Source organism: Paenibacillus sp. LC231, assembly GCF_001860525.1.
Lineage (GTDB): Bacteria > Bacillota > Bacilli > Paenibacillales > Paenibacillaceae > Paenibacillus_AQ.
Genome location: NZ_JFOM01000023.1, coordinates 1 through 20,873, shown reverse-complemented (window position 1 = coordinate 20,873; position 20,873 = coordinate 1). Strand labels below are relative to the sequence as shown.

General features: G+C 47.6%; 29 protein-coding genes. 27 read left to right on the top strand and 2 right to left on the bottom strand.

Annotated features, from left to right (window positions below; translation table 11 throughout):
* Positions 1-14: 14 nt before the first annotated feature.
* From rplF to AK95_RS16290, 24 genes are all read left to right on the top strand, one after another.
* Positions 15-557, top strand: a complete 543-nt coding sequence (gene rplF, locus AK95_RS16405) for a 50S ribosomal protein L6 (protein WP_071221018.1) — start codon at positions 15-17, stop codon at positions 555-557.
* Positions 558-668: 111 nt separating this feature from the next.
* Entirely contained in the window at positions 669-1,037 is a 369-nt protein-coding gene (gene rplR / locus AK95_RS16400; RefSeq protein ID WP_071221017.1) for a 50S ribosomal protein L18, read from the top strand.
* A 26-nt stretch (positions 1,038-1,063) separates the two neighbouring features.
* Complete coding sequence (rpsE, locus tag AK95_RS16395) at positions 1,064-1,561, top strand: 30S ribosomal protein S5 (RefSeq protein WP_009589212.1); 498 nt, start codon at positions 1,064-1,066, stop codon at positions 1,559-1,561.
* A gap of 12 nt (positions 1,562-1,573) precedes the next feature.
* Complete coding sequence (gene rpmD, locus AK95_RS16390) at positions 1,574-1,759, top strand: 50S ribosomal protein L30 (protein ID WP_006212904.1); 186 nt, start codon at positions 1,574-1,576, stop codon at positions 1,757-1,759.
* 46 nt (positions 1,760-1,805) lie between these two features.
* The gene (rplO, locus tag AK95_RS16385) at positions 1,806-2,246 is read left to right on the top strand and encodes a 50S ribosomal protein L15 (RefSeq protein ID WP_071221016.1); all 441 of its coding nucleotides are present in this window, start codon (positions 1,806-1,808) and stop codon (positions 2,244-2,246) included.
* Positions 2,246-3,544: a preprotein translocase subunit SecY gene (secY, locus tag AK95_RS16380; protein ID WP_071221015.1), complete on the top strand. Its 1,299-nt coding sequence runs from the start codon at positions 2,246-2,248 to the stop codon at positions 3,542-3,544. The genes rplO and secY overlap by 1 nt, the downstream gene beginning before the upstream one ends.
* An 89-nt stretch (positions 3,545-3,633) precedes the next feature.
* On the top strand, positions 3,634-4,278 hold the full coding sequence (locus tag AK95_RS16375) for an adenylate kinase (protein ID WP_071221014.1): 645 nt from the start codon (positions 3,634-3,636) through the stop codon (positions 4,276-4,278).
* 5 nt (positions 4,279-4,283) lie between these two features.
* Positions 4,284-5,036, top strand: a complete 753-nt coding sequence (map, locus tag AK95_RS16370; protein WP_006212900.1) for a type I methionyl aminopeptidase — start codon at positions 4,284-4,286, stop codon at positions 5,034-5,036.
* A gap of 9 nt (positions 5,037-5,045) precedes the next feature.
* Positions 5,046-5,351 carry a KOW domain-containing RNA-binding protein gene (locus AK95_RS16365; RefSeq protein WP_071221013.1) on the top strand — a complete coding sequence of 102 codons (306 nt, stop codon included), beginning with the start codon at positions 5,046-5,048 and terminating at the stop codon, positions 5,349-5,351.
* Positions 5,352-5,353: 2 nt separating this feature from the next.
* On the top strand, positions 5,354-5,569 hold the full coding sequence (gene infA / locus AK95_RS16360; RefSeq protein WP_006212898.1) for a translation initiation factor IF-1: 216 nt from the start codon (positions 5,354-5,356) through the stop codon (positions 5,567-5,569).
* A 131-nt stretch (positions 5,570-5,700) separates the two neighbouring features.
* Positions 5,701-5,814, top strand: coding sequence for a 50S ribosomal protein L36 (gene rpmJ, locus AK95_RS16355; protein WP_003333770.1), 114 nt, complete (start codon positions 5,701-5,703; stop codon positions 5,812-5,814).
* Positions 5,815-5,834: 20 nt separating this feature from the next.
* Positions 5,835-6,203 (top strand): 30S ribosomal protein S13, encoded by a 369-nt coding sequence (gene rpsM, locus AK95_RS16350; protein WP_006212897.1) that lies wholly within the window; start codon positions 5,835-5,837, stop codon positions 6,201-6,203.
* A 19-nt stretch (positions 6,204-6,222) separates the two neighbouring features.
* A complete protein-coding gene (rpsK, locus tag AK95_RS16345) occupies positions 6,223-6,618 on the top strand; it encodes a 30S ribosomal protein S11 (RefSeq protein WP_009589209.1) in 396 nt (131 codons plus the stop codon).
* Between the two features lie 134 nt (positions 6,619-6,752).
* Complete coding sequence (locus AK95_RS16340; RefSeq protein WP_071221012.1) at positions 6,753-7,697, top strand: DNA-directed RNA polymerase subunit alpha; 945 nt, start codon at positions 6,753-6,755, stop codon at positions 7,695-7,697.
* 39 nt (positions 7,698-7,736) lie between these two features.
* Positions 7,737-8,102 carry a 50S ribosomal protein L17 gene (gene rplQ / locus AK95_RS16335; RefSeq protein ID WP_071221011.1) on the top strand — a complete coding sequence of 122 codons (366 nt, stop codon included), beginning with the start codon at positions 7,737-7,739 and terminating at the stop codon, positions 8,100-8,102.
* Positions 8,103-8,415: 313 nt separating this feature from the next.
* A complete protein-coding gene (truA, locus tag AK95_RS16330) occupies positions 8,416-9,198 on the top strand; it encodes a tRNA pseudouridine(38-40) synthase TruA (protein ID WP_071221010.1) in 783 nt (260 codons plus the stop codon).
* Positions 9,199-9,508: 310 nt separating this feature from the next.
* A complete protein-coding gene (gene rplM / locus AK95_RS16325; protein ID WP_071221009.1) occupies positions 9,509-9,946 on the top strand; it encodes a 50S ribosomal protein L13 in 438 nt (145 codons plus the stop codon).
* Between the two features lie 20 nt (positions 9,947-9,966).
* Positions 9,967-10,359: a 30S ribosomal protein S9 gene (gene rpsI, locus AK95_RS16320; RefSeq protein ID WP_006212891.1), complete on the top strand. Its 393-nt coding sequence runs from the start codon at positions 9,967-9,969 to the stop codon at positions 10,357-10,359.
* 322 nt (positions 10,360-10,681) lie between these two features.
* Positions 10,682-11,134: a MarR family winged helix-turn-helix transcriptional regulator gene (locus tag AK95_RS16315; protein ID WP_071221008.1), complete on the top strand. Its 453-nt coding sequence runs from the start codon at positions 10,682-10,684 to the stop codon at positions 11,132-11,134.
* Positions 11,135-11,143: 9 nt separating this feature from the next.
* Positions 11,144-12,793 (top strand): MDR family MFS transporter, encoded by a 1,650-nt coding sequence (locus tag AK95_RS16310; RefSeq protein WP_071221007.1) that lies wholly within the window; start codon positions 11,144-11,146, stop codon positions 12,791-12,793.
* 190 nt (positions 12,794-12,983) lie between these two features.
* Positions 12,984-13,676 (top strand): phosphoadenylyl-sulfate reductase, encoded by a 693-nt coding sequence (locus AK95_RS16305; RefSeq protein WP_071221006.1) that lies wholly within the window; start codon positions 12,984-12,986, stop codon positions 13,674-13,676.
* Between the two features lie 57 nt (positions 13,677-13,733).
* A complete protein-coding gene (gene sat / locus AK95_RS16300) occupies positions 13,734-14,903 on the top strand; it encodes a sulfate adenylyltransferase (protein WP_071221005.1) in 1,170 nt (389 codons plus the stop codon).
* A 70-nt stretch (positions 14,904-14,973) separates the two neighbouring features.
* Positions 14,974-15,747 carry an N-acetylmuramoyl-L-alanine amidase CwlD gene (gene cwlD / locus AK95_RS16295; protein ID WP_071221004.1) on the top strand — a complete coding sequence of 258 codons (774 nt, stop codon included), beginning with the start codon at positions 14,974-14,976 and terminating at the stop codon, positions 15,745-15,747.
* 63 nt (positions 15,748-15,810) lie between these two features.
* Complete coding sequence (locus tag AK95_RS16290; protein WP_071221003.1) at positions 15,811-16,905, top strand: Mrp/NBP35 family ATP-binding protein; 1,095 nt, start codon at positions 15,811-15,813, stop codon at positions 16,903-16,905.
* Positions 16,906-16,987: 82 nt separating this feature from the next.
* Here AK95_RS16290 and gerD read toward each other — a convergent pair whose 3' ends face one another.
* Positions 16,988-17,701: a spore germination lipoprotein GerD gene (gene gerD / locus AK95_RS16285; RefSeq protein WP_071221002.1), complete on the bottom strand. Its 714-nt coding sequence runs from the start codon at positions 17,699-17,701 to the stop codon at positions 16,988-16,990.
* 238 nt (positions 17,702-17,939) lie between these two features.
* Here gerD and AK95_RS16280 point away from each other — a divergent pair, with 238 nt between their 5' ends.
* The gene (locus AK95_RS16280; protein ID WP_071221001.1) at positions 17,940-18,533 is read left to right on the top strand and encodes a KinB-signaling pathway activation protein; all 594 of its coding nucleotides are present in this window, start codon (positions 17,940-17,942) and stop codon (positions 18,531-18,533) included.
* Positions 18,534-18,588: 55 nt separating this feature from the next.
* Here the strand turns inward: AK95_RS16280 and pdaB are convergent, their stop codons facing one another.
* On the bottom strand, positions 18,589-19,392 hold the full coding sequence (pdaB, locus tag AK95_RS16275) for a polysaccharide deacetylase family sporulation protein PdaB (protein WP_071221000.1): 804 nt from the start codon (positions 19,390-19,392) through the stop codon (positions 18,589-18,591).
* Positions 19,393-19,486: 94 nt separating this feature from the next.
* On the opposite strand from pdaB, the gene AK95_RS16270 reads away from it, so the two are divergent.
* Together AK95_RS16270 and AK95_RS16265 are read left to right on the top strand one after the other, a co-directional pair.
* Positions 19,487-20,095 (top strand): stage II sporulation protein M, encoded by a 609-nt coding sequence (locus AK95_RS16270; protein WP_071220999.1) that lies wholly within the window; start codon positions 19,487-19,489, stop codon positions 20,093-20,095.
* A 211-nt stretch (positions 20,096-20,306) separates the two neighbouring features.
* The gene (locus AK95_RS16265; RefSeq protein ID WP_009592811.1) at positions 20,307-20,537 is read left to right on the top strand and encodes a hypothetical protein; all 231 of its coding nucleotides are present in this window, start codon (positions 20,307-20,309) and stop codon (positions 20,535-20,537) included.
* Positions 20,538-20,873 lie beyond the last annotated feature (336 nt).

Sequence of the window (20,873 nt, the reverse complement as noted above, 5' to 3'; positions counted from 1 at the left end):
AGGAGGTGTAATGAATGTCCCGTATTGGTCGTAAACCAATTGCTATTCCAAACGGTGTGGAAGTCACACTGGATAACACTGTAATCACTGTTAAAGGACCTAAAGGTACCTTGACTCGTGAACTGCATAAAGACATGCAAATTACAGTAGAAAACAACGAGATCAATGTTGTTCGTCCTTCCGACAACAAAACACATCGCTCTCTTCACGGCACGACCCGCAGCGTTGTCTCGAATATGGTCAACGGTGTAACTGAAGGATTCTCGAAAAACCTTGAGTTGGTAGGTGTCGGATACCGTGCAAGCAAATCCGGAGATAAAATCGTTCTGAACGTGGGTTACTCCCACCCAGTTGAAATTACACCGGAGCCAGGTATCGAGTTCGACGTACCGGCAAACACAAAAATCACGGTTCGTGGTATCGATAAAGAGCGCGTAGGTGCATACGCTGCTAAGATTCGTTCCGTACGTGAGCCTGAGCCATACAAAGGTAAAGGTATTAAATACGAAGGTGAGCGCATTATCCGTAAGGAAGGTAAAGCTGGTAAGAAGAAATAAGTTAGCTGACCGGGGATTCACCTGGTGGATAACTTACTTCTTCTCCCACACTTACCCGATGCGTCTAAAAGTGAAGCTTTTAAGGCAAAACTGAAGGGAGGAAATGGAAGCATGATCACGAAACAAGACAAGAACAAAGCTCGTCTGAAAAGACACCTGCGTGTCCGTAAGAAAATCCAAGGCACAGCAGAACGTCCACGTCTGAACGTGTTCCGTTCTTCGAAACACATCTATGCTCAATTGATCGACGACGTGGCTGGCGTGACTTTGGCATCAGCTTCTACGCTGGATAAAGAACTGGCTAACGACATCAAGAACGGCGGAAGCGTTGAATCCGCTCGTAAAGTCGGCGAACTCGTTGCAAAACGTGCTGCAGACAAAGGTTACAAAGTGATCGTATTCGATCGTGGTGGATACTTGTATCATGGACGTATTCAAGCACTTGCAGAGGCAGCTCGCGAGGCAGGCCTTGAATTCTAAGATATTTTCAAAAGGAGGTAAACGACTTGCGTGTAGATCCTAACACTTTAGAACTGACTGAAAGAGTAGTAAACATTAACCGCGTTGCTAAAGTTGTAAAAGGCGGACGTCGCTTTAGCTTTAGTGCACTGGTAGTTGTCGGTGATGGCAAAGGTTGGGTAGGAGCAGGTATCGGTAAAGCAGGCGAAGTACCGGATGCAATCCGCAAAGGTATTGAAGATGCTAAGAAAAACCTGATTCACATTCCACTTGTTGGAACAACTATTCCTCACCTCGTAACAGGTCACTTCGGAGCAGGCCGAGTATTGTTGAAGCCGGCATCTGAAGGTACTGGAGTTATCGCTGGCGGACCGGTTCGTGCAGTACTTGAACTGGCTGGCGTAGGCGACATTTTGACAAAATCTCTAGGTTCTTCGAACTCCATGAACATGGTCAATGCGACTTTGGAAGGGTTGTCCCGCCTGAAGCGTGTTGAAGATGTTGCCAAGCTTCGCGGCAAATCCGTCGAAGAGCTGTTGGGTTAAGGAGGGAATCTCATGGCTAAACTTGAAATCACCCTCGTACGCAGCGTGATTGGTCGTCCAGAGGATCAGCGTGCAACCGTGAAAACACTCGGACTTCGCAAAATCAACCATTCCGTGGTTCAAAGCGACAATGCTGCAATTCGCGGAATGATCAAGAAAGTAAATCACCTGGTTTCTGTTAAAGAAATCGAAGGTTAATCCCGGGCAGTTTATTCCCGGACATATTAAGGAGGTGCAACGAACGATGAAGTTACATGAGCTGAGCCCAGCACCTGGATCCCGCAAAGAGCGCAAGCGCGTTGGACGCGGTACTAGTAGCGGTACGGGTAAAACGTCGGGTCGCGGTCACAAAGGACAAAACTCTCGTTCCGGCGGTGGTGTACGTCCAGGCTTCGAAGGTGGACAGAACCCATTGTATCGTCGTCTTCCGAAGCGCGGTTTCGTAAACCCAACTCGGAAAGAGTACGCGATTGTGAACATCGAAGAACTTAACAGCTTTGCAGCAGGTACTGAAGTGACTCCAGAAGTTTTGGTTGAGAGCGGTATTGTTAACAATACAAAGAGCGGAATCAAAATTCTTGGCAACGGTGAAGTTACCGTTTCTTTGACTGTAAAAGCTACTAAGTTTTCTCAATCTGCGGTAGAGAAGATCGAGGCTGCCGGCGGTAAAACCGAGGTGATCTAATGTTTAAGACCCTGAAAAATATATGGCGTGTGGATGACCTTCGCAAGCGTATTTTGTTCACCTTATTCGTTCTGATCATCTTCCGTATTGGATCCTTTGTTCCGGTTCCCGGTGTTAACAAAGAGGTTTTTACCCAGACGAATCAGACAGGCAATGAGTTGTTCGGTCTTCTTAACACGTTCTCGGGGGGCGCACTATCGCAGTTTTCGATCTTCGCCCTTTCGATATTTCCATATATTACTGCGTCCATTATCGTACAGTTGCTGTCGATGGACGTCATTCCAAAGTTTGCGGAATGGAACAAACAAGGGGAACACGGGAAGAAACAGTTGGCTCAAATTACTCGTTATGGTACGGTAATATTGGGTTTGATCCAGGCGTTAGCGATGTCTATTGGGTTTAACCGCCTGTATGGCATGGATATGGTGCCTGGAGCAACCACTATCGACTTTATCGTGATCGCAATTGTGCTTACCGCAGGGACATCATTCTTGATGTGGCTCGGTGAACAGATTACGGAACGCGGAATCGGTAACGGTATTTCGATCATTATCTTTGCAGGTATCGCTGCTGGTATCCCGATGCACATTCGGACAACGATCGAATCGAACTTCATTCAGGATGGTCAAGTGTTTATGAACATTCTGAAGGGTGTCATCATCCTGCTGATTTTGGTTCTGATCATTACCGGTGTTGTATTCATTCAGCAAGGTATCCGTAAGATTCCGGTTCAATACGCGAAGCGTGTTGTAGGAAACAAAATGTACGGCGGACAGAATACACACATTCCACTCAAGATTAACGGAGCAGGCGTTATTCCGGTAATCTTTGCGATGTCACTCTTGCAGTTCCCGGTTATCCTTGCCAGCTTCTGGGCTCACCAGAGTTGGGCAAAATGGGTTACGGAGAATCTGGCTTATGACAGCCCGCTTGGAATGGTACTGTATGTGCTCATGATCATTGGTTTCACGTTCTTCTACACCTTCGTGCAGATGAACCCGAACCAAATGGCTGATAATATGAAGAAGAACGGCGGCTATGTTCCGGGCATTCGTCCTGGTAAAGCTACCGAGAAGTATCTGACCCGGGTTATGACCCGTCTGACCATGACAGGAGCTCTGTTCCTGGCCGTGATCTCCGTACTTCCGGTGTTCTTTGGATCACTTGCAGGTCTTCCGCGTACGGTTCAGATTGGTGGTACGTCCCTCTTGATCGTGGTCGGTGTTGCACTGGATACGATGAAGCAGATCGAAAGCCAACTGATCAAACGTCATTACAAAGGTTTTATCAATAAATAGGCGATAGGTTCCGGCGAGTGGTCTGTATCGCTTCCCGGCGCCTATTGTGTTGTTCTTGCTAGTCAATCAAGGGGAGGGAGTGACGTAAGGTGAACATCTTATTCATGGGTCCTCCTGGGGCAGGAAAAGGGACGCAAGCAGAAAACATCGTGAATGAATTCGGTATTCCTCATATTTCAACGGGCGATGCATTTCGTCTCGCGATCAAACAAGGAACTCCCATCGGGATTAAAGCGAAGGAATTCATGGATCAGGGTCTGCTGGTACCGGATGACGTAACGATTGGTATTGTGGAAGAGCGTCTGCAGCAGTCCGATTGCGAAAAAGGTTTTTTATTGGACGGTTTTCCAAGAACCCTTTCGCAAGCGGAAGCGCTGGATGAGATTCTCGCCCGCTTGAATACTGGTCTCGATCATGTCATCAACCTGAAAGTTGATCGGGAAAAGCTTCTGGCTCGCCTTACCGGCCGCCGGATTTGCAAAAACTGTGGTTCGACTTATCATGTGATCTTTAATCCTCCTAAACAGGAAGGCATTTGTGATAAATGCGGCGGCGAATTGTACCAGCGCTCCGATGATAACGAAGAGAGCGTCGGCATTCGTTTAGACGAATATATCAACAAAACAGCACCACTCCTCACGTTTTATGAGAACAAAGGTCTTTTGCGTCAAATCGATGGTGATCAGGAAATCGACGCGGTTTCAACACAAATTGCGTCTATACTGAGAGGTTAAGTATAATGATCATTTGTAAATCCGAAACGGAACTGAGCTTGATGAGAGAAGCAGGAAGGATCGTGGCGGAATGCCACAAACTCCTTGCAGCTCATGTAGAACCGGGCATTACGACCGGGGAACTTGACCTTATGGCCGACAAGTTCATTCGAAGCCAAGGCGCTGTGCCATCTTTTAAAGGCTACAACGGATTTCCTTCCAGCATTTGCGCATCAGTCAACGAAGAATTGGTGCATGGATTTCCAGGCAAACGCAAATTAATCGAGGGCGATATCGTTACGTTTGATATCGGTGCACAGTACCAGGGTTACCATGGTGACTCGGCATGGACCTACGCTGTAGGAGAGATTTCCGAAGAGGCCCAGCGTCTGCTGGACGTAACGGAAGGATCGCTCTATGCTGGACTTGCGCTAATCAAACCCGATGTCCGCTTGTTTACAATCTCTCATGCCATACAGCGTCATATCGAGGATGCAGGTTTCTCTGTCGTCCGGGAATACGTTGGTCATGGTGTGGGTACCGATCTGCATGAGGATCCGCAAATTCCGAACTATGGCATCCCTGACCGCGGACCAAGACTCAAACCGGGCATGGTGCTCGCGATTGAGCCGATGGTCAATGCGGGTAAGCGGAACGTCAAGACGCTGGAAGACAACTGGACGGTTGTAACGGTAGACGGCTCACTATGTGCTCACTTCGAGCATACGGTAGCAGTCACGCCGGATGGCATGGAAATTTTGACGAAGCTGCCGGAATAGGGTGATAACATGAATAATGAAGTCACGCATCAGCCCGGGCAGATTGTTAAGATACTGAAAGGCAGAGATGCCGGACAGTATGCCGTTATCGTTTCGATTGAGGACAGCAGGTTCGTGTGGATCGCGGATGGGGACAAACGCAAGTTTGACGGGGCCAAGAAGAAGAATGTTCTTCATCTTGAACCTCAATCCTACATTAGCAGTGAAGTGGTAAACAGTTTGCAAGAAAGCGGTCGGGTTACAAACGGTAAGCTGCGTTTCGCACTGGACCGGTTTGTATCCGATAAATCCAAGGCAGATCAGAAAGGAGACTAACTGTGGCTAAAGAAGATGTCATTGAAGTCGAAGGAACGGTTATTGAGCCGTTGCCGAATGCTACCTTTAAAGTCGAGCTGGAGAATGGTCATCAAATTCTCGCTCATGTTTCCGGAAAGCTGCGGATGCACTTTATCCGTATCCTTACAGGAGACAAAGTGGTTGTTCAACTCTCGCCGTATGATTTAACCAAAGGTCGTATCACGTACCGTAAATAGATTCAAGGTTCCCCTGGGGAATTAAGGAAAGCTGCGAAGCGGTTTTACTGACGTAAAACTCAGCAGCGGTAACAAACTACTTTAGTTTCGAAGCTGGTTTTACAACGTAAAACTTGGAGGAGGTAATTAGCATGAAGGTAAGACCTTCTGTAAAGCCTATTTGCGAAAAATGCAAAGTCATTCGCCGCAAAGGGAACGTAATGGTTATCTGTGAAAATCCGAAACACAAACAAAAACAAGGTTAAAGAAGGGGGTGTAGCGTAAAATGGCTCGTATAGCTGGTGTGGATTTGCCACGTGACAAACGCGTTGAGATCGCCTTGACTTACATTTTCGGAATCGGTAAAACGACTTCCCAGAAAGTACTGAAAGAAACTGGAATCAATGCAGACACTCGTGTCCGTGATTTGACAGAAGATGAAGTCAGCAAATTGCGCGAAACGATCGATGGTATGGTTAAGGTAGAAGGTGACCTGCGTCGTGAAATTTCCTTAAATATTAAACGTCTCACGGAGATCGGCTGCTACCGCGGTATTCGTCACCGTCGTGGATTGCCTGTTCGTGGTCAACGTACTAAAACGAATGCTCGTACACGTAAAGGTCCTCGTCGTACCGTAGCGAACAAGAAGAAATAAGAAAGGGGGATAATAGACAATGGCTAAACCAAAAAAAGTCGTACGTACTAAACGTCGTGACCGCAAAAATATTGAAAGTGGCGTGGCTCATATCCGCTCCACATTCAACAATACAATCGTAACGATTACGGATCCTCACGGAAACGCGATTTCTTGGGCAAGCTCCGGCGGCCTTGGATTTAAAGGTTCCCGTAAGTCGACCCCGTTCGCTGCGCAAATGGCTGCTGAAACAGCTGCCAAAGCGGCTATGGAACACGGTATGAAAGCGGTGGAAGTAATGGTTAAAGGTCCTGGTGCTGGTCGTGAAGCAGCAATTCGTTCTCTGCAAGCAGCAGGTCTCGAAGTCAACCTGATCAAAGACGTTACACCAATTCCACATAACGGATGCCGCCCACCAAAACGTCGTCGCGTATAATGAAGTCATCCTGTTAATGTGGTATAAATCCGTTGCAATCTGCTAATAATGGTTGTTTAGGCATACTACTACATGGATTACTGGATAAGATGACAGTTTCATATAGGAGCGACGTTTGAAGGAGGGGTACTTGCGTGATTGAAATCGAAAAGCCGAAAATTGAGACCGTTGATGTCAATGAAGATGGAACCTATGGGAAATTCGTTGTTGAGCCTCTGGAGAGAGGGTATGGCACGACGCTGGGGAACTCGCTTCGCCGCATCTTGTTATCCTCACTACCGGGAGCTGCAGTCACATCGATTCAAATCGATGGCGTACTGCATGAATTTTCCACGATTCCGGGTGTCATGGAAGACGTGACCGAGGTCATCCTGAACCTGAAAGCTTTGTCTCTGAAAATTCATTCCGATGAAGAGAAAGTGTTCGAGATTGATGCGGAGGGTGAAGGGGTTGTTACTGCTGGTGACATCCGTGCGGATAGTGATGTGGAGATTCTGAATCCAGATCTTCATATTGCAACGCTCGGCCCTGGTGCAAGACTTCATATGCGTATTTTTGCCAGTCGCGGTCGTGGCTATGTCCAGGCGGATCGGAACAAACGCGATGACCAGCCTATCGGCGTCATTCCCGTCGATTCGATCTATACTCCGATTAGCCGTGTTAACTACGGTGTGGAAAATACGCGTGTTGGTCAAGTAACCAACTACGATAAACTGACGCTTGAAATTTGGACGGATGGCAGCATCCGCCCGGAAGAAGCTGTTAGTCTCGGCGCGAAAATCTTGACTGAGCATCTGTTCCTCTTCGTAGGTCTGACCGACGAAGCGAAGGATGCTGAGATCATGGTTGAGAAAGAAGAAGACAAGAAAGAAAAAGTGCTTGAAATGACGATCGAAGAGCTGGATCTTTCCGTTCGTTCCTACAACTGCTTGAAACGTGCCGGCATTAATACGGTACAAGAGCTGACCACGAAAACCGAAGAGGATATGATGAAAGTCCGGAACCTCGGACGCAAATCCTTGGAGGAAGTACAAGAGAAGCTTGAAGAGTTGGGCCTGGGACTTCGTACGGAAGAATAGCATAGATTCGGCTTAGCTTAGCAAAGGAGGGAAAAACACATGGCATACCAAAAGTTGGGCCGCGATTCCAGTGCGCGTAAAGCGTTGTTCCGTGACCTGGTAACCGACCTTTTCTTATATGAGCGCATTCAAACGACTGAAGCCAAAGCGAAAGAAGTTCGTTCGATCGCTGAGAAGTTGATCACAAAAGCAAAAAAAGGTGATCTTCACGCTCGTCGTCAAGTAGCTGCATTCGTGCGTCGTGAAACAGTAGACGGTGAACAAGATGCAATCCAAAAATTGTTCTCCGAAATCGCTCCTCGTTACTCCGAGCGTCCAGGCGGATACACTCGTATCCTGAAACTGGGACCTCGTCGTGGTGACGCAGCTCCAATGGTTTACTTGGAACTGGTAGATCGCGCGTAATATAGCTTTGTTCCATTGAAGTGACTGTAGTTATGTATGCCCGGCTCTGTAGATGTTTATTCTTGGAGCCATGAACGGGAAGTGGTGCGAGATATAGTCGATCATCTGGTTCGACTCGTCTCGACTACTCCATGGGCAACAATAACGGGGACCTTCTAGTCATGTGGCTGACTCGAAGGGTTCGGCTTAACATGATGAAAAGGAGCTCCTATGGGGCTCTTTTTTTGATGGATGTAGAATGTATAAGTTATCAGCGAAGCTGATGGCTCTATATAATCGAAAGAAAACTTCCGCTATACTCAGGAGGTCAGCAATGCGTAATCTTCTGATGAAGGTCAGTTACGACGGTACCGATTATAACGGCTTTCAGACCCAGCCCGGTGGCCACACGATTCAGGACTATTTGGAGGAAGCGATCCGCCGTTTGTCTGGTGAACAGCTCAAGATTACGGCTTCTGGCCGGACAGATGCTGGGGTGCATGCTCGTGCCCAAGTATTCAATTTCTACACAGCTTCTCCAATTCCCGTTGAGCGTTGGTGTATGGCATTAAACACCTGGCTGCCGGAAGATATCGTGGTTTCGGATGCGATGGAGGTACCGATGGAATTCCATTCCCGCCACGCAGCGAAACGCAAAACCTATCGTTTTACCATCAATGCAAACCAATATCCGGATCTATTCAATCGGCGGTACCAGATCCATCATCATGGGAAACTGGATATCGCAGCCATGGAGCAGGGACTTTCTCATCTGATCGGAACGCATGACTATACAACGTTTGCGTCACGGAAGTCGACGAAGCCGTCTCACGTTCGTACTATTTTTGATGCATGGATCGAGAAGGATACGTCCATGTGCCGTCCAGGCACGAGAGATCAAGGAGTCATTCATACGTACGTATCCGGGAACGGGTTTCTGCAGCATATGGTTCGGATCATTATGGGGACGTTGATTGAGGTAGGGGAAGGCAAGCGCCATCCGGATGACATGTTGGTCATACTGGAAGCCAAAAACCGGGCAGCAGCCGGTCCAACAGCCATGGGCAAGGGCCTGATGTTATGGGAAGTGGAGTATGATCTCGCCGGTAAGGATTAACCTTAATGCCGGTCGCTATCAGACCACAGGTATGGCGATCACATAAAGAAGAAAGAAATCGCTTCTGGATGTGATGGGCGACTTGTTAGAATAACACGCATGGTGTAAGGTGGAAAATCAAAAAACACTTGCGGAAGTGGGCGTAATCCTGTATTATATAAGTTGTGTTTTCTTAACGGCTCTCCCACAGCCCCGGTTAAGAAAATGCCGAATGCAAGACTGCAACACCATGACAATGCTTTAAACATGAATGAAGATAAATAATGAAAATTAATGATGATTTTCGGACGAATACAAGGAGGAACTATACATGCGTACCACCTATATGGCGAAGCCAAATGAAGTTGAGCGCAAATGGTACATCGTTGATGCCGAAGGCAAGACGCTTGGCCGTTTGGCAAGTGAAGTTGCGGCTCTGATCCGCGGCAAACATAAGCCTCAATTCACTCCACATGTTGACACAGGGGATTTCGTGGTTGTTATCAACGCCGAGAAAATCCACCTCACTGGCAAAAAGATGGAGAACAAAAAATACTATCGTCACTCCCTGCATCCAGGTGGATTGAAAGTAACTACAGCTCAAGACCTGATTGCGAAATACCCAGAGCGTGTAATCGAAAGCGCGGTTCACGGCATGCTTCCTAAAACTCGCATGGGCGAGAAAATGAAGCTGAGACTGAAAGCATATGCAGGCACAGCACATCCACATGAAGCACAAAAACCAGAAGCTTACGAACTTCGCGGTTAATTAAAAAGGAGGACAGTTTCATGGCACAAGTACAATACTATGGGACAGGTCGTCGTAAACACTCGGTAGCACGTGTACGCCTCGTACCGGGTGAAGGACGCATTGTCATCAATAAACGTGATATTAATGAATACTTCGGTTTGGAAACACTCAAGCTGATCGTTAAACAACCTTTGAATCTGACAGAAACACTGGGCAAATATGACGTGCTTGTCATCGCTCACGGTGGCGGCATCTCCGGTCAAGCTGGAGCAATCCGTCACGGTATCTCCCGTGCTCTTCTGAAAGCAGATCCAGAATTCCGTCCTTCTCTGAAAAGAGCTGGATTCCTGACTCGCGACCCTCGTATGAAAGAGCGTAAGAAATACGGTCTTAAAGCAGCTCGTCGCGCGCCTCAGTTCTCCAAGCGTTAATATTTGCGACTTACCAAGCCCTTGGCCATTATGGTCAAGGGCTTTTTTATGTTTAGAGAAAGCGTTTGTCCACAAAGATATTCACAGGATGGACAATTCACTCGGATTTCGTTGGTCAAACCTAGAACCGGTTGTTCACATGATGTGCACAACCTGCGGATAGATGGATGTAGATAGGGATGATCTTACATCGTTAACCACTTGACTTGATATGTAAATAGAGATATATTATTAATTGCGAATTAATTAAGTACTTAAATAATTACTATTTAATCATTAATTAAATAAGTAATTTTCGGAGCAGAGAAGGGGGGGGATATGGTTGGATCGTAATGAAGAGATTTTTAAGGTGTCGTCGATGTTCCGGGCACTGCTGAAGAACATTCATCAGGAATGGAACAAGTCGAGCGCCGGGAAGTACAACTTAAGCTTTCCACAATTTCAGGTGCTGTATGTATTAAAGCTGCGAGGGCCGCTGAAGGTATCGGAGCTTGCCGAAGCTTTGTCTTTAACACCGCCGGCTATAACCGGCCTAACGGATAAATTGGTTGCGGAAGGATACTTGCAGAAAGAGCGTGCCGAGGATGACCGGAGAGTTGTCAACATCACTCTCTTGGAACCGGGTCTAGATGTAATTAGGAAAGTGAAGAAGGATCAGAAGGAAATGATTCAGGGGTTTTTCAATTTTCTCTCTGAGGAAGACATTCAGCATTTGAGAAGAATCTTCTCCTTGATGCTGTCAAACATAGATAAAGACAATCACAACAACGGGTAGAGGTGGAGCATGGAGCATTTAACGCTTAAACGTAAAGTTTCAATTATGATTGCGATCATGGCTGCGATGTTCTTCGCAGCCATTAACCAGACGATAACGAGCACCGCAATGCCGCGGATTATCGCCATTCTTGATGGTATGGACTATTATACATGGACCATCAATATTTATTTGTTAACATCAACGATCGCAACGATATTGGTGGGTAAGCTGTCCGACATGTTCGGACGTAAGCCGTTTATTTTGATAGGTATATTATTTTTCATGTTAGGGGCTTTCCTGACGGGTACATCAACAGACGTATATCAATTCATTATTTATCGCGGTATTCAAGGTATAGGTGCCGGTATTATCCAATCGACCGCATTTATGTCGGTCGGGGACTTATTTCCACCGCGCGAACGTGGCAAATGGATGGGGCTGATGACCGCGGTATTCGGTTTTTCCAGTGTCCTTGGTCCTACGCTTGGCGGATATCTGGTCGATCACATCGAATGGCGTTGGTTATTCTGGATCTTCCTGCCGCTGGGTGTAGTTGCCTTCATCATGATTTGGACATTGTTTCCGAAGGTTGAACGCAAGCTTGGCCAGTCTATTGACTATTTGGGTTCCTTATTCCTTACAACGTCCATCGTTCCTTTACTGCTGGCCTTTTCTTGGGCAGGTACGGAATATGCTTGGGGATCACCGCAGATTATTGGTCTTATCGCAGCTTCAGTCGTATCAGCTTTTATCTTTATCTTGGTAGAGATGAAGGCGAAGGAACCGGTATTGCCACTTAGTTTGTTCAAAAATAGTGTCGTTACGGTTTCTAATCTGATTGGATTTTTTATGAATTTTGGTCTGATGGGTGCCATGATTTATATTTCCTTCTATGTTCAAGGTGTGCTTGGTATCTCACCAACCTATGCCGGTTATGTAACCATCCCGATGTCGATTTTCATGATGGGTACGAGTGCTATAGCAGGTCAACTCATTGCTAAAAGTGGCAAGTACAAACGGTACGCACTTCTTGGAGTTCCAATTATGATGGTCGGAATGGGCATTATGGTGTTCATGGACAACATTTGGCTTACTGTGGTTAGTACCATTATTTTTGGTATCGGTCTTGGTTTGGGTATGCCGGTATTCTCGCTGGCTACGCAGAATGCGGTACCCCACAATGAGCTCGGTGTAGCAACGGCTTCATCCCAGTTGTTCCGTAATCTCGGCGGCACAATCGGGATCGCGGTTATGGGAACGGTTATGTCGAACAGTCTGACGAAGAATTTGAAGGAAGCACTTCAGTCGACTAATGCACCGGATTTTAGCTCGGTGGATCCGCAGCTGGCACAGCAGATGTTGTCCTTCGCTAATCCGCAGACACTGATGAATAAACCGCTGATCGAACAAACGCAGGCAAGTCTTCCTGCCGATGTACAGCCTTTGTTCGCGCAAATGATCGACAGTATCCGCGATGCACTTGGAAATACATTGTCCATGGTGTTCCTCACAGGTACGTTAGTCCTCGTAGTCGCGCTGCTGCTCGTATTCTTCTTAAAGGAGATTCCGCTGCGAACGACGAATCAGGCATCCGCTCCCAAATCCGAGGACTCGGAAGGGAAGAGTGCCGGCGCTGGTACTAGAGCTACAGAGGTATCGGTGGCAACAACAGACTAAGATTGGTATTTGTCAAAATGTTTGGAAATCGAAGAGGAAGAAGACCCTTTCTGCTTATGCAGGAAGGGTTTTTTCGTTTATCATGGTAACGATTTGATGGTTGACATTTATTAGGAATGTTTTATACTGTATTTAATTCATATTATTTCAGTAGGATTATCGGGATTAATATCGGGGGAGGCATCCAATCATGAATTTGCTGGAGAAAGAGGATTTGATCCGAGTGCAAGCAGAAGAGCTTGAGCATGCATCGGCTGAGGAAGTCATCGCATATGCGATCAAGACATTTCCCAATATAACGTTTGCTTGCAGCTTTGGAGCAGAAGATGTGGTATTGGTGGACATGATTCAAAAGATTAGCCCGTCGACGGATATTTTTTATCTGGATACCGATTTTCACTTCAAGGAAACGTACGAAACGCGGGATCGTATGGCCGAACGTTATGGCCTGGAATTCGTGCGGGTCTCTCCGCTCATTACGCCGGAAGAGCAAGTTGCACAGCATGGTGAAGCATTATGGAGCGTCAGCCCGAATGAGTGCTGCAATATCCGAAAGGTAGAGCCATTGACCCGGATTCTGTCTCAATATGAGGCTTGGATTACAGGAATACGAAGAGATCAAGCCCCTACACGGGCGAATTCGAAAAAGATTGAATATGATACCAAGTTCGGTTTGGTGAAGTTCAATCCGATTGCGGCCTGGACTAGCGAGGATGTGTGGAACTACATCCGAACTAACGAGATCATCTACAACCCGCTGCATGATCAGAATTATCCGAGCATTGGCTGCGAATATTGCACACGACAGGTTATGCCAGGAGAAGACCCACGTGCTGGACGCTGGTCAGGTCATGAGAAGACGGAATGCGGACTTCATAAATAAACGAATCATGATCGACTTAGGATCGTACAGTTACAGCATAAGAAGGAGGAATTATTCATGACAGCCATACTCCCTCATGGCGGAACGCTGGTACAGCGGGTAGCCCAAGGAGCAGAGCGTGAAGATTTATTGAAACAGGTCGACACTCTTCATAAGATCCCCGTAAACGCTTGGAGCATCTCGGATCTGGATTTGATCGGGGTCGGGGCATTTTCGCCACTGCAAGGATTTTTGAACGAACAGGATTACAAGTCTGTGGTTTCCTCTATGCGTTTAGCGGACGGTACGGTCTGGAGCATACCGGTTACCCTGGCTGTTGATGAGCATACAGCGGCTAAACTTGCCGTCGGCGAGAAGGCGGCACTTGTAGGCGAAGAAGATGGGGTCGTCTATGGCGTTATCGATATTGAGAGCGTCTATCAGGTGGATCAGCAAGCTGAGGCTGTTCAAGTATTTAAGACGGATGATCCGGAGCACCCAGGCGTGAAGAAACTTTTTGAACGTCCTTCAACCTATGTAGGCGGGCCGATCCAAGTGCTGAATCGTCCGCAGCCGGAACGGTTTGGCGAGTTTTATTTTGATCCGGCAGAGACCCGGGAACAGTTCAAAGCGAAGGGCTGGAATACGGTTGTTGGCTTTCAGACACGTAATCCTGTTCACCGTGCACATGAATACATTCAGAAGAGTGCCATGGAAATCGTAGACGCATTATTCCTCAATCCGCTTGTAGGAGAGACCAAATCGGATGACGTTCCTGCCAATGTGCGAATGAAGAGCTATCTGACCTTGCTGGAGAACTACTATCCCGCGGATCGCACCTTCCTGGGCGTATTTCCGGCTGCCATGCGTTATGCGGGACCTAGAGAAGCAATATTTCATGCGATGGTTCGGAAAAACTATGGCTGTACCCATTTTATCGTTGGCCGGGATCATGCAGGAGTCGGCGACTATTACGGCACGTATGAGGCTCAGGAAATTTTCAAGAATTTCACTGCAGAAGAGCTGGGTATTACCCCGCTGTTCTTTGAGCACAGCTTCTTCTGCACCACTTGCGGAAACATGGCTTCTAGCAAAACATGCCCGCATCCGAAGGAGGCTCATCTGACCTTGTCGGGAACGAAGGTTCGTGGCTTGCTTCGCGAAGGACAGTGCCCGCCACCGGAATTTACGCGCCCCGAAGTCGCGCAAGTGTTAATCGAAGGCATGAAAGAGCAGATTACGGTCTAACAAAGGCATAAATAGCCACCTTGTCCCATATGATGGAGTAGAACAACTCATGGGACGAGGTGGTTTTGTTATGTCCAGGCGGAGATCGGACAAGGTTACGGTATGGATATCGTTAAAGAGAGTCAAGCAAACCCTGATTGGAGCTGTGCTGCTGGCACTGCTCATTGTCGTTGTAACATACGAAATTCCCTCTGCCAAAACGTCGAACACCTGGAGTTTGCCGCTTGCCGGCAAAGTCATTGCCCTTGATGCAGGACATGGCGGCCCAGATGGCGGGGCGGTAAGCCGACAAGGTGTCATCGAGAAGGATGTAAACCTGGCCATCGCCTTGTATTTGCGTGATTATTTACAGCAGGCTGGCGCACTCGTCATTATGACAAGAGAAGGAGACTATGACCTGGCTGCAGAAAGCACAAAGGGGTATTCCAAGCGTAAAACGGAAGACCTCAAACAACGCGTGCGGATGATCGAGGAGAGTAAGGCGGATCTGTTTATCAGCATGCATCTGAACAGCATTCCGTCCAATCGGTGGAGAGGGGCGCAGACCTTTTTCCCTCCAAATAACGGGGAAAGTCAAAAACTCGCTGAATTGATTCAGGCAGAAATACGGCATAACCTGGAGAATACGCAGCGTTTGGCCAAAACGGATGATACGATATTTTTGCTTCAAGCCCTGCGCATGCCTTCTGCCTTGGTAGAGGTCGGTTTCTTGTCCCATCCGAAGGAATCCGAATTGCTGCGTGATGAGAAATACCAGAGAAAGGTCGCAGCCTCTGTGTATAATGGCATTTTGCGTTATACCTCCGGAGAGTCCGCCAGCGAGTCGTCACAAGCTGCAGAGTAATGGTATAATGGACAGGAATATCGAAACATTGTCTATTCCATTACATAGAGCAGAGGTGCTTATATGCTGACTAGAGAAACGGTACAGGAGATACTCCAGCCTTTACGCGATCCCGAAACCGGGAAGAGCCTAATGGAGCTTCAGCGTATTCGAGATATTGTTGTGAAGGAACGCACGGTCCGATTATCCGTGACTTACAGCAGTGAAGATGTACGCGCTTCCTTGGAGGCGCAGATCAGAGAAATTCTTGAAGCTATGGGGGCAGAGGATATACATATCCGCATGCGCCCTCTGGACAATGCCGTTGGCGGAGCCGCCCGGGAGGAAGATAACGATCGCGAGAAGCTGACAAAAGGACATGCCGCCGGCATGGAGCAGAATAAACTCCTTAGCGAGCAATCCGGCGTTCACTTCATTGCGATTGCAAGCGGCAAAGGCGGCGTGGGTAAATCCACCGTTACGGTGAATTTAGCTGCAGCTTTGGCTCGGCAAGGCAAGAAGGTAGGCTTGATCGATGCCGATATTTATGGCTTCAGCGTACCGGATATGATGGGCATTGAAGAGGGGCCGTCCGTAACCGAGGAGGGTGTCATCCATCCGGTTGAGCGTTTTGGTGTCAAGGTGATGTCCATGGGCTTCTTCATCCGCGAGAATAGTCCGGTGATTTGGCGCGGACCGATGCTTGGCAAAATGCTGCGTCAATTTTTCACGGACGTCGCTTGGGGAGATTTGGACTACATGCTGCTGGACCTGCCGCCAGGAACAGGGGACGTGGCGCTGGACGTGCATCAGATGATTCCGCAGAGCAAAGAGATCATCGTAACGACCCCGCATGCTACGGCGGCGTTTGTAGCTGCCAGAGCGGGTGCCATGGCCTTGCAGACCGATCATGAAATCTTAGGCGTCGTCGAGAACATGTCTTATTATGTCTGCTCCCATGGCGGGGAGAAGGATTATGTATTTGGTCGTGGAGGCGGAGGGAAGCTTGCCGAGACGCTTCATACCGAGCTGCTCGCGCAGCTTCCGCTGGGAGCGCCGGATAACCACCCTTCAGAGCCGGACTTCTCCCCGTCGGTGTATAAGGCAGGTACCGAGAGCGCAGGGATCTACGATGAAATCGCCGCAAGGATTGCAGCCAAGCTTGAGGAATCCATCTAGACATGGTCAATACGCATATAATGAACAGGCTCCCTTGGTAGGGAGCCTGTTTATGTGTATGGGAGAGGTGGGGAGGTGCTGTTTAACTGCCGCCGCCACCGCCACCGCCGCCTTCACCGCCTTCTTCACCTTCGCCACCACCTTCACCACCGCCGCCTTGCTCTTCTTGTCCTTGTCCTTCGCCTTCTTTTTTCTTCTCCACTTTAGGCTGAAGTTCGTCTTTTACAACCGTTTTAAGCAGTTCCAGCACCTCCATGCGGAACAGCGGGTTCTGCATAGCTTCCTGCATCACGGTCATGGACTGTTTGCGATAATCCGGGGTATTGGTCAGTTCAAGAAACGATTTCATCACGTCCGGAGATTTTAACATATCTTGAATCGCTTTTTGATACGTCGGGTCTTTGATAAGCTGCATATGCAGCTGCTTGCTCTCGGAATTGATGGCTTTGGCAAAATCACCCGCGAATTGCGGATCGGTCATAATCTTCTCAATTTCCTTCTTATATTCCTCCGATACCAGTGTATCCTTAACGGCCATGCGAATTTGATCCCCGGACTGGGCGGACATCATCCGCATCCCCATGGATCCGCCGCTTCCGGAGGAACCGCCAGATCCGCCGGCCAGCGCTTCCTCTACCGCTTTTTTTCCTTCGTCGGTTTTCAGAATGTCGACCACCATGGACTTGATTTCTTTATATCCGAGCTGCGGGGACGAGCTTTGTTCTGCACCACAAGCGGTAAGCACCACGGCAGCAACGAAGACGATAATACATAAACGAAATAACGGCCACTTCATTACCGTTGTCCTCCTTTTTCAAGATCATTGAATTTATAAGCGAAGCCGAACAAATTCGATAATCGCAAGAAAAACATCCGCAGCATTACGGTAGGTCCTCTGGTGAAGTACGCTCGATCGATGTTTTTCTTACGGTTCTTCGCATAGTATGTGATGGATTTGCAGAAATATGTCGGATTCAGAATGGTTTTTTATTGTGAACGTTGGTAAAATAATGATCTGTGGGGGTGGAAGTTAGTTGAGCTTACGAAAGTGGTCTAAATTGTTTTTGAAAACGCTCCTTGTCGGGGCAGTGGCGGCATTAATTGTAGGTCTGATCCTGCAGTTGTTTAATGGCGCGATCGAATTTACGGGAATGGCCGATTTATTGATGTACCCGCTGATTTTGTTGGGCTCTGGGGCACTGGTGAGCGTATACTCCCAGATGGGCTTTTTTGCGTACCTGACTTTAAATTATATGGGGATAGGCATATTCCGCCGAAAGACTTGGCAGTACATTCAGATTGTGTTGGCTGTTCTAGCATTGCTGGAGCTAATGTTCTTCCGTACCTTTGTCGGCGGATCCACTAGCCTGCAGCAGGATTTGATTTTAGGTATTTCCATTTTGGTTATTGCCGTTGTTGTTGCTTATCTCAAAGTGAAGAGCACAAATGCTAATGCATGGATTCCGACCCTCTTCTTCATGATGGCGATTTCCATTGTGGAGATTATCGGTGTACTGCAAATTGGAGTCAGCAACGCAACGATCTTTATGGTGGTACCATTGCTCATCTGTAATGCATACCAAATTCTGACGCTTCATAAAGTTACACAAGACGAAAAAAAGAGCTAACACCTTAGCTCTTTTTTTGTTAAACATTATTCAATTACAGGGTCCTCTCGAGAGTTTAAAGTCCGCCTGCATCCTCGATGCTCTTCTGCAATGAAGCGTGATCACGAACCTCGGTGCCTTGGGCGCTGCCCTGTTGAAGCAGATCGGTTACCGTAACGAACTCGTAGCCTTTATTACGCAGTTCCTTGATGATGAGAGGGAGAGCTTCATGTGTTTGCTTCACCGAGTCGCTGGCATGCATTAGCACGATGTCTCCCGGATGTGCTTTGGAGACGACGCGGTCCACAATTTTGTCGACGCCGATATTCTTCCAGTCCCTGGAGTCGGTATCCCACTGGATCACCGTGTAGTTAAGACTCTGGGCTATGCCGAGCACTCTTTTGTCAAAATCCCCGTTAGGCATTCGTATTAATTTGGGTTCTTGTCCGGTCATTGCGGTTAAAATAGTATGTGCCGAAGAAATCTGCTTGCGTATTTCCTCATCGGTGAGCGTGCTGTAATTATCGTGCTTGAAGCCGTGGCTCCCGATTTCATATCCGCTTTCCTTAATGGCATTCACGATATCGGGATGCGTTTTGCTCCATGGCGCAGACAGGAAGAAGGTTGCTTTTTGAACTCCATTGTCTTTTAAGGCCTGTAAAATAGGCTCTGCGCGCTTTTCGCCCCAGCTGATGTCAAACGTTAACGCGATCTGTTTCTTATCCGTAGACACGCTGTAAATCGCTGACGGGTTGTTCTCGGAGAAGACCGAGATGTTGTCACTCTCCACATAAATAACGCCGATTGCAAAGATCGCCGCGGCAAGGACGAAGAAAAACCGCTTAATCTTTCTGCCGTTGAATACATAAAAAGAATTCATAATACGTGCGCCCCTCTCCCTTCAGTGTGCAATAGCTTGTTTACTTTCAACATATGCTCGTACTTGCGAGTTATACCAATTTAGGAGGTAGCGAATGTTACGTTTTAGCATTTTTCTCAGAGATGTAAGATCGATCCGGAAGGCATTGCTCTTGGCAGCGGTCTTATTTATCGCCGGAATCGTGGCGGGGGCAAGTTCAGAGGGGTTCGAGCAATTCCTTCTTGGTCAGCTTCAAGGATTAGGGGAGATTAGCCAGCAGCTCGGTTCCTCCGATCATCCCGAATGGAATTTCTTTGTTTTTATCTTTCTTAACAATAGCATTAAGAGCGTGCTGGTCATGTTCTCAGGCTTGCTGCTTGGCGTAATACCGTTCTTCTTCCTGGTCATTAATGGCATGGTGATAGGTTTCTTGCTGAAGGTTGTGGGGGAGAGCGGAGAGAGTCTGTTCGATCTGATCGTGAAAGGGCTGCTGCCTCATGGCATCATTGAGATACCGGTCATTGTGATTGCATGTGGATATGGCCTGGCTTTTGGCGGGCTGGTATTGAGAAGTATTGTGGCAACAAGGGAGCGCAGAAGCGGGATAGGCGCGGAGTGGCGCGGCTTTTGGCGCAAGCTGGGTACTGCTTCCTTATGGGTTGTCGTGCTGCTGCTCATTGCGGCAGTGATCGAAAGTACAATTACGTTGTGGCTGATGTCATAATTTTCCCTGAAATTGTGCATACCTAATAAAGCAGCTTAGCAGAGTAAAGAGAGAGCTGCGTGGACAGGACGTTCATCATAATGTGCAGACAGCATTCATTCGGTTTAGAGATCCCGCCAATACGGTTAATCACCAATACATAGGCAAGAGCAGCTTTAATCCGATTGAAGTGACGTTACATGTTCGCTTAACTATACAAGGAGGTCCTATCATGCTGGGAATGCTATTCAATGAAAAAGAGTGCAAGGAGCTTGATTATGTACTGCGAAAAGAACTGGATGAGATGCTGCTGGATTTGAGCGACCAACGATTGGACCAAAACATCAGGCAGGCTATAGCTAACCGATATAAAACGGTGTTCCGCATGTATGCCCGGTTTGCACCGCAGAAGGAACTCTCCAAATATGCACGTAACGGGAAGTTTCCGCAGATCAAACATTAATTTTACGAAAAAGTGTTGACTAACCGGCTAAGTATATGATAAATTAATTTTCGCTTCCTTTTCGAAGGTGATGCCGCCAACCGGCGGCCATCAAACTTCAAAACCAACTTCAAAAAACTTTTTAAAAAAAGTACTTGCAAAGTTGATAGGAAGTATGATATATTATAAAAGTCGCCGCTGAGATGCGGATGATAAACAAGAAACACGGATTGATCTTTGAAAACTGAACAACGAGTGAGTAAAACGAACCACTTTGGTGGGACGTTGAAATAGAGAATTGAACAAATTCTCGTCAGTTAAGAAATGAGCAAGTCAAACACTTTATTGGAGAGTTTG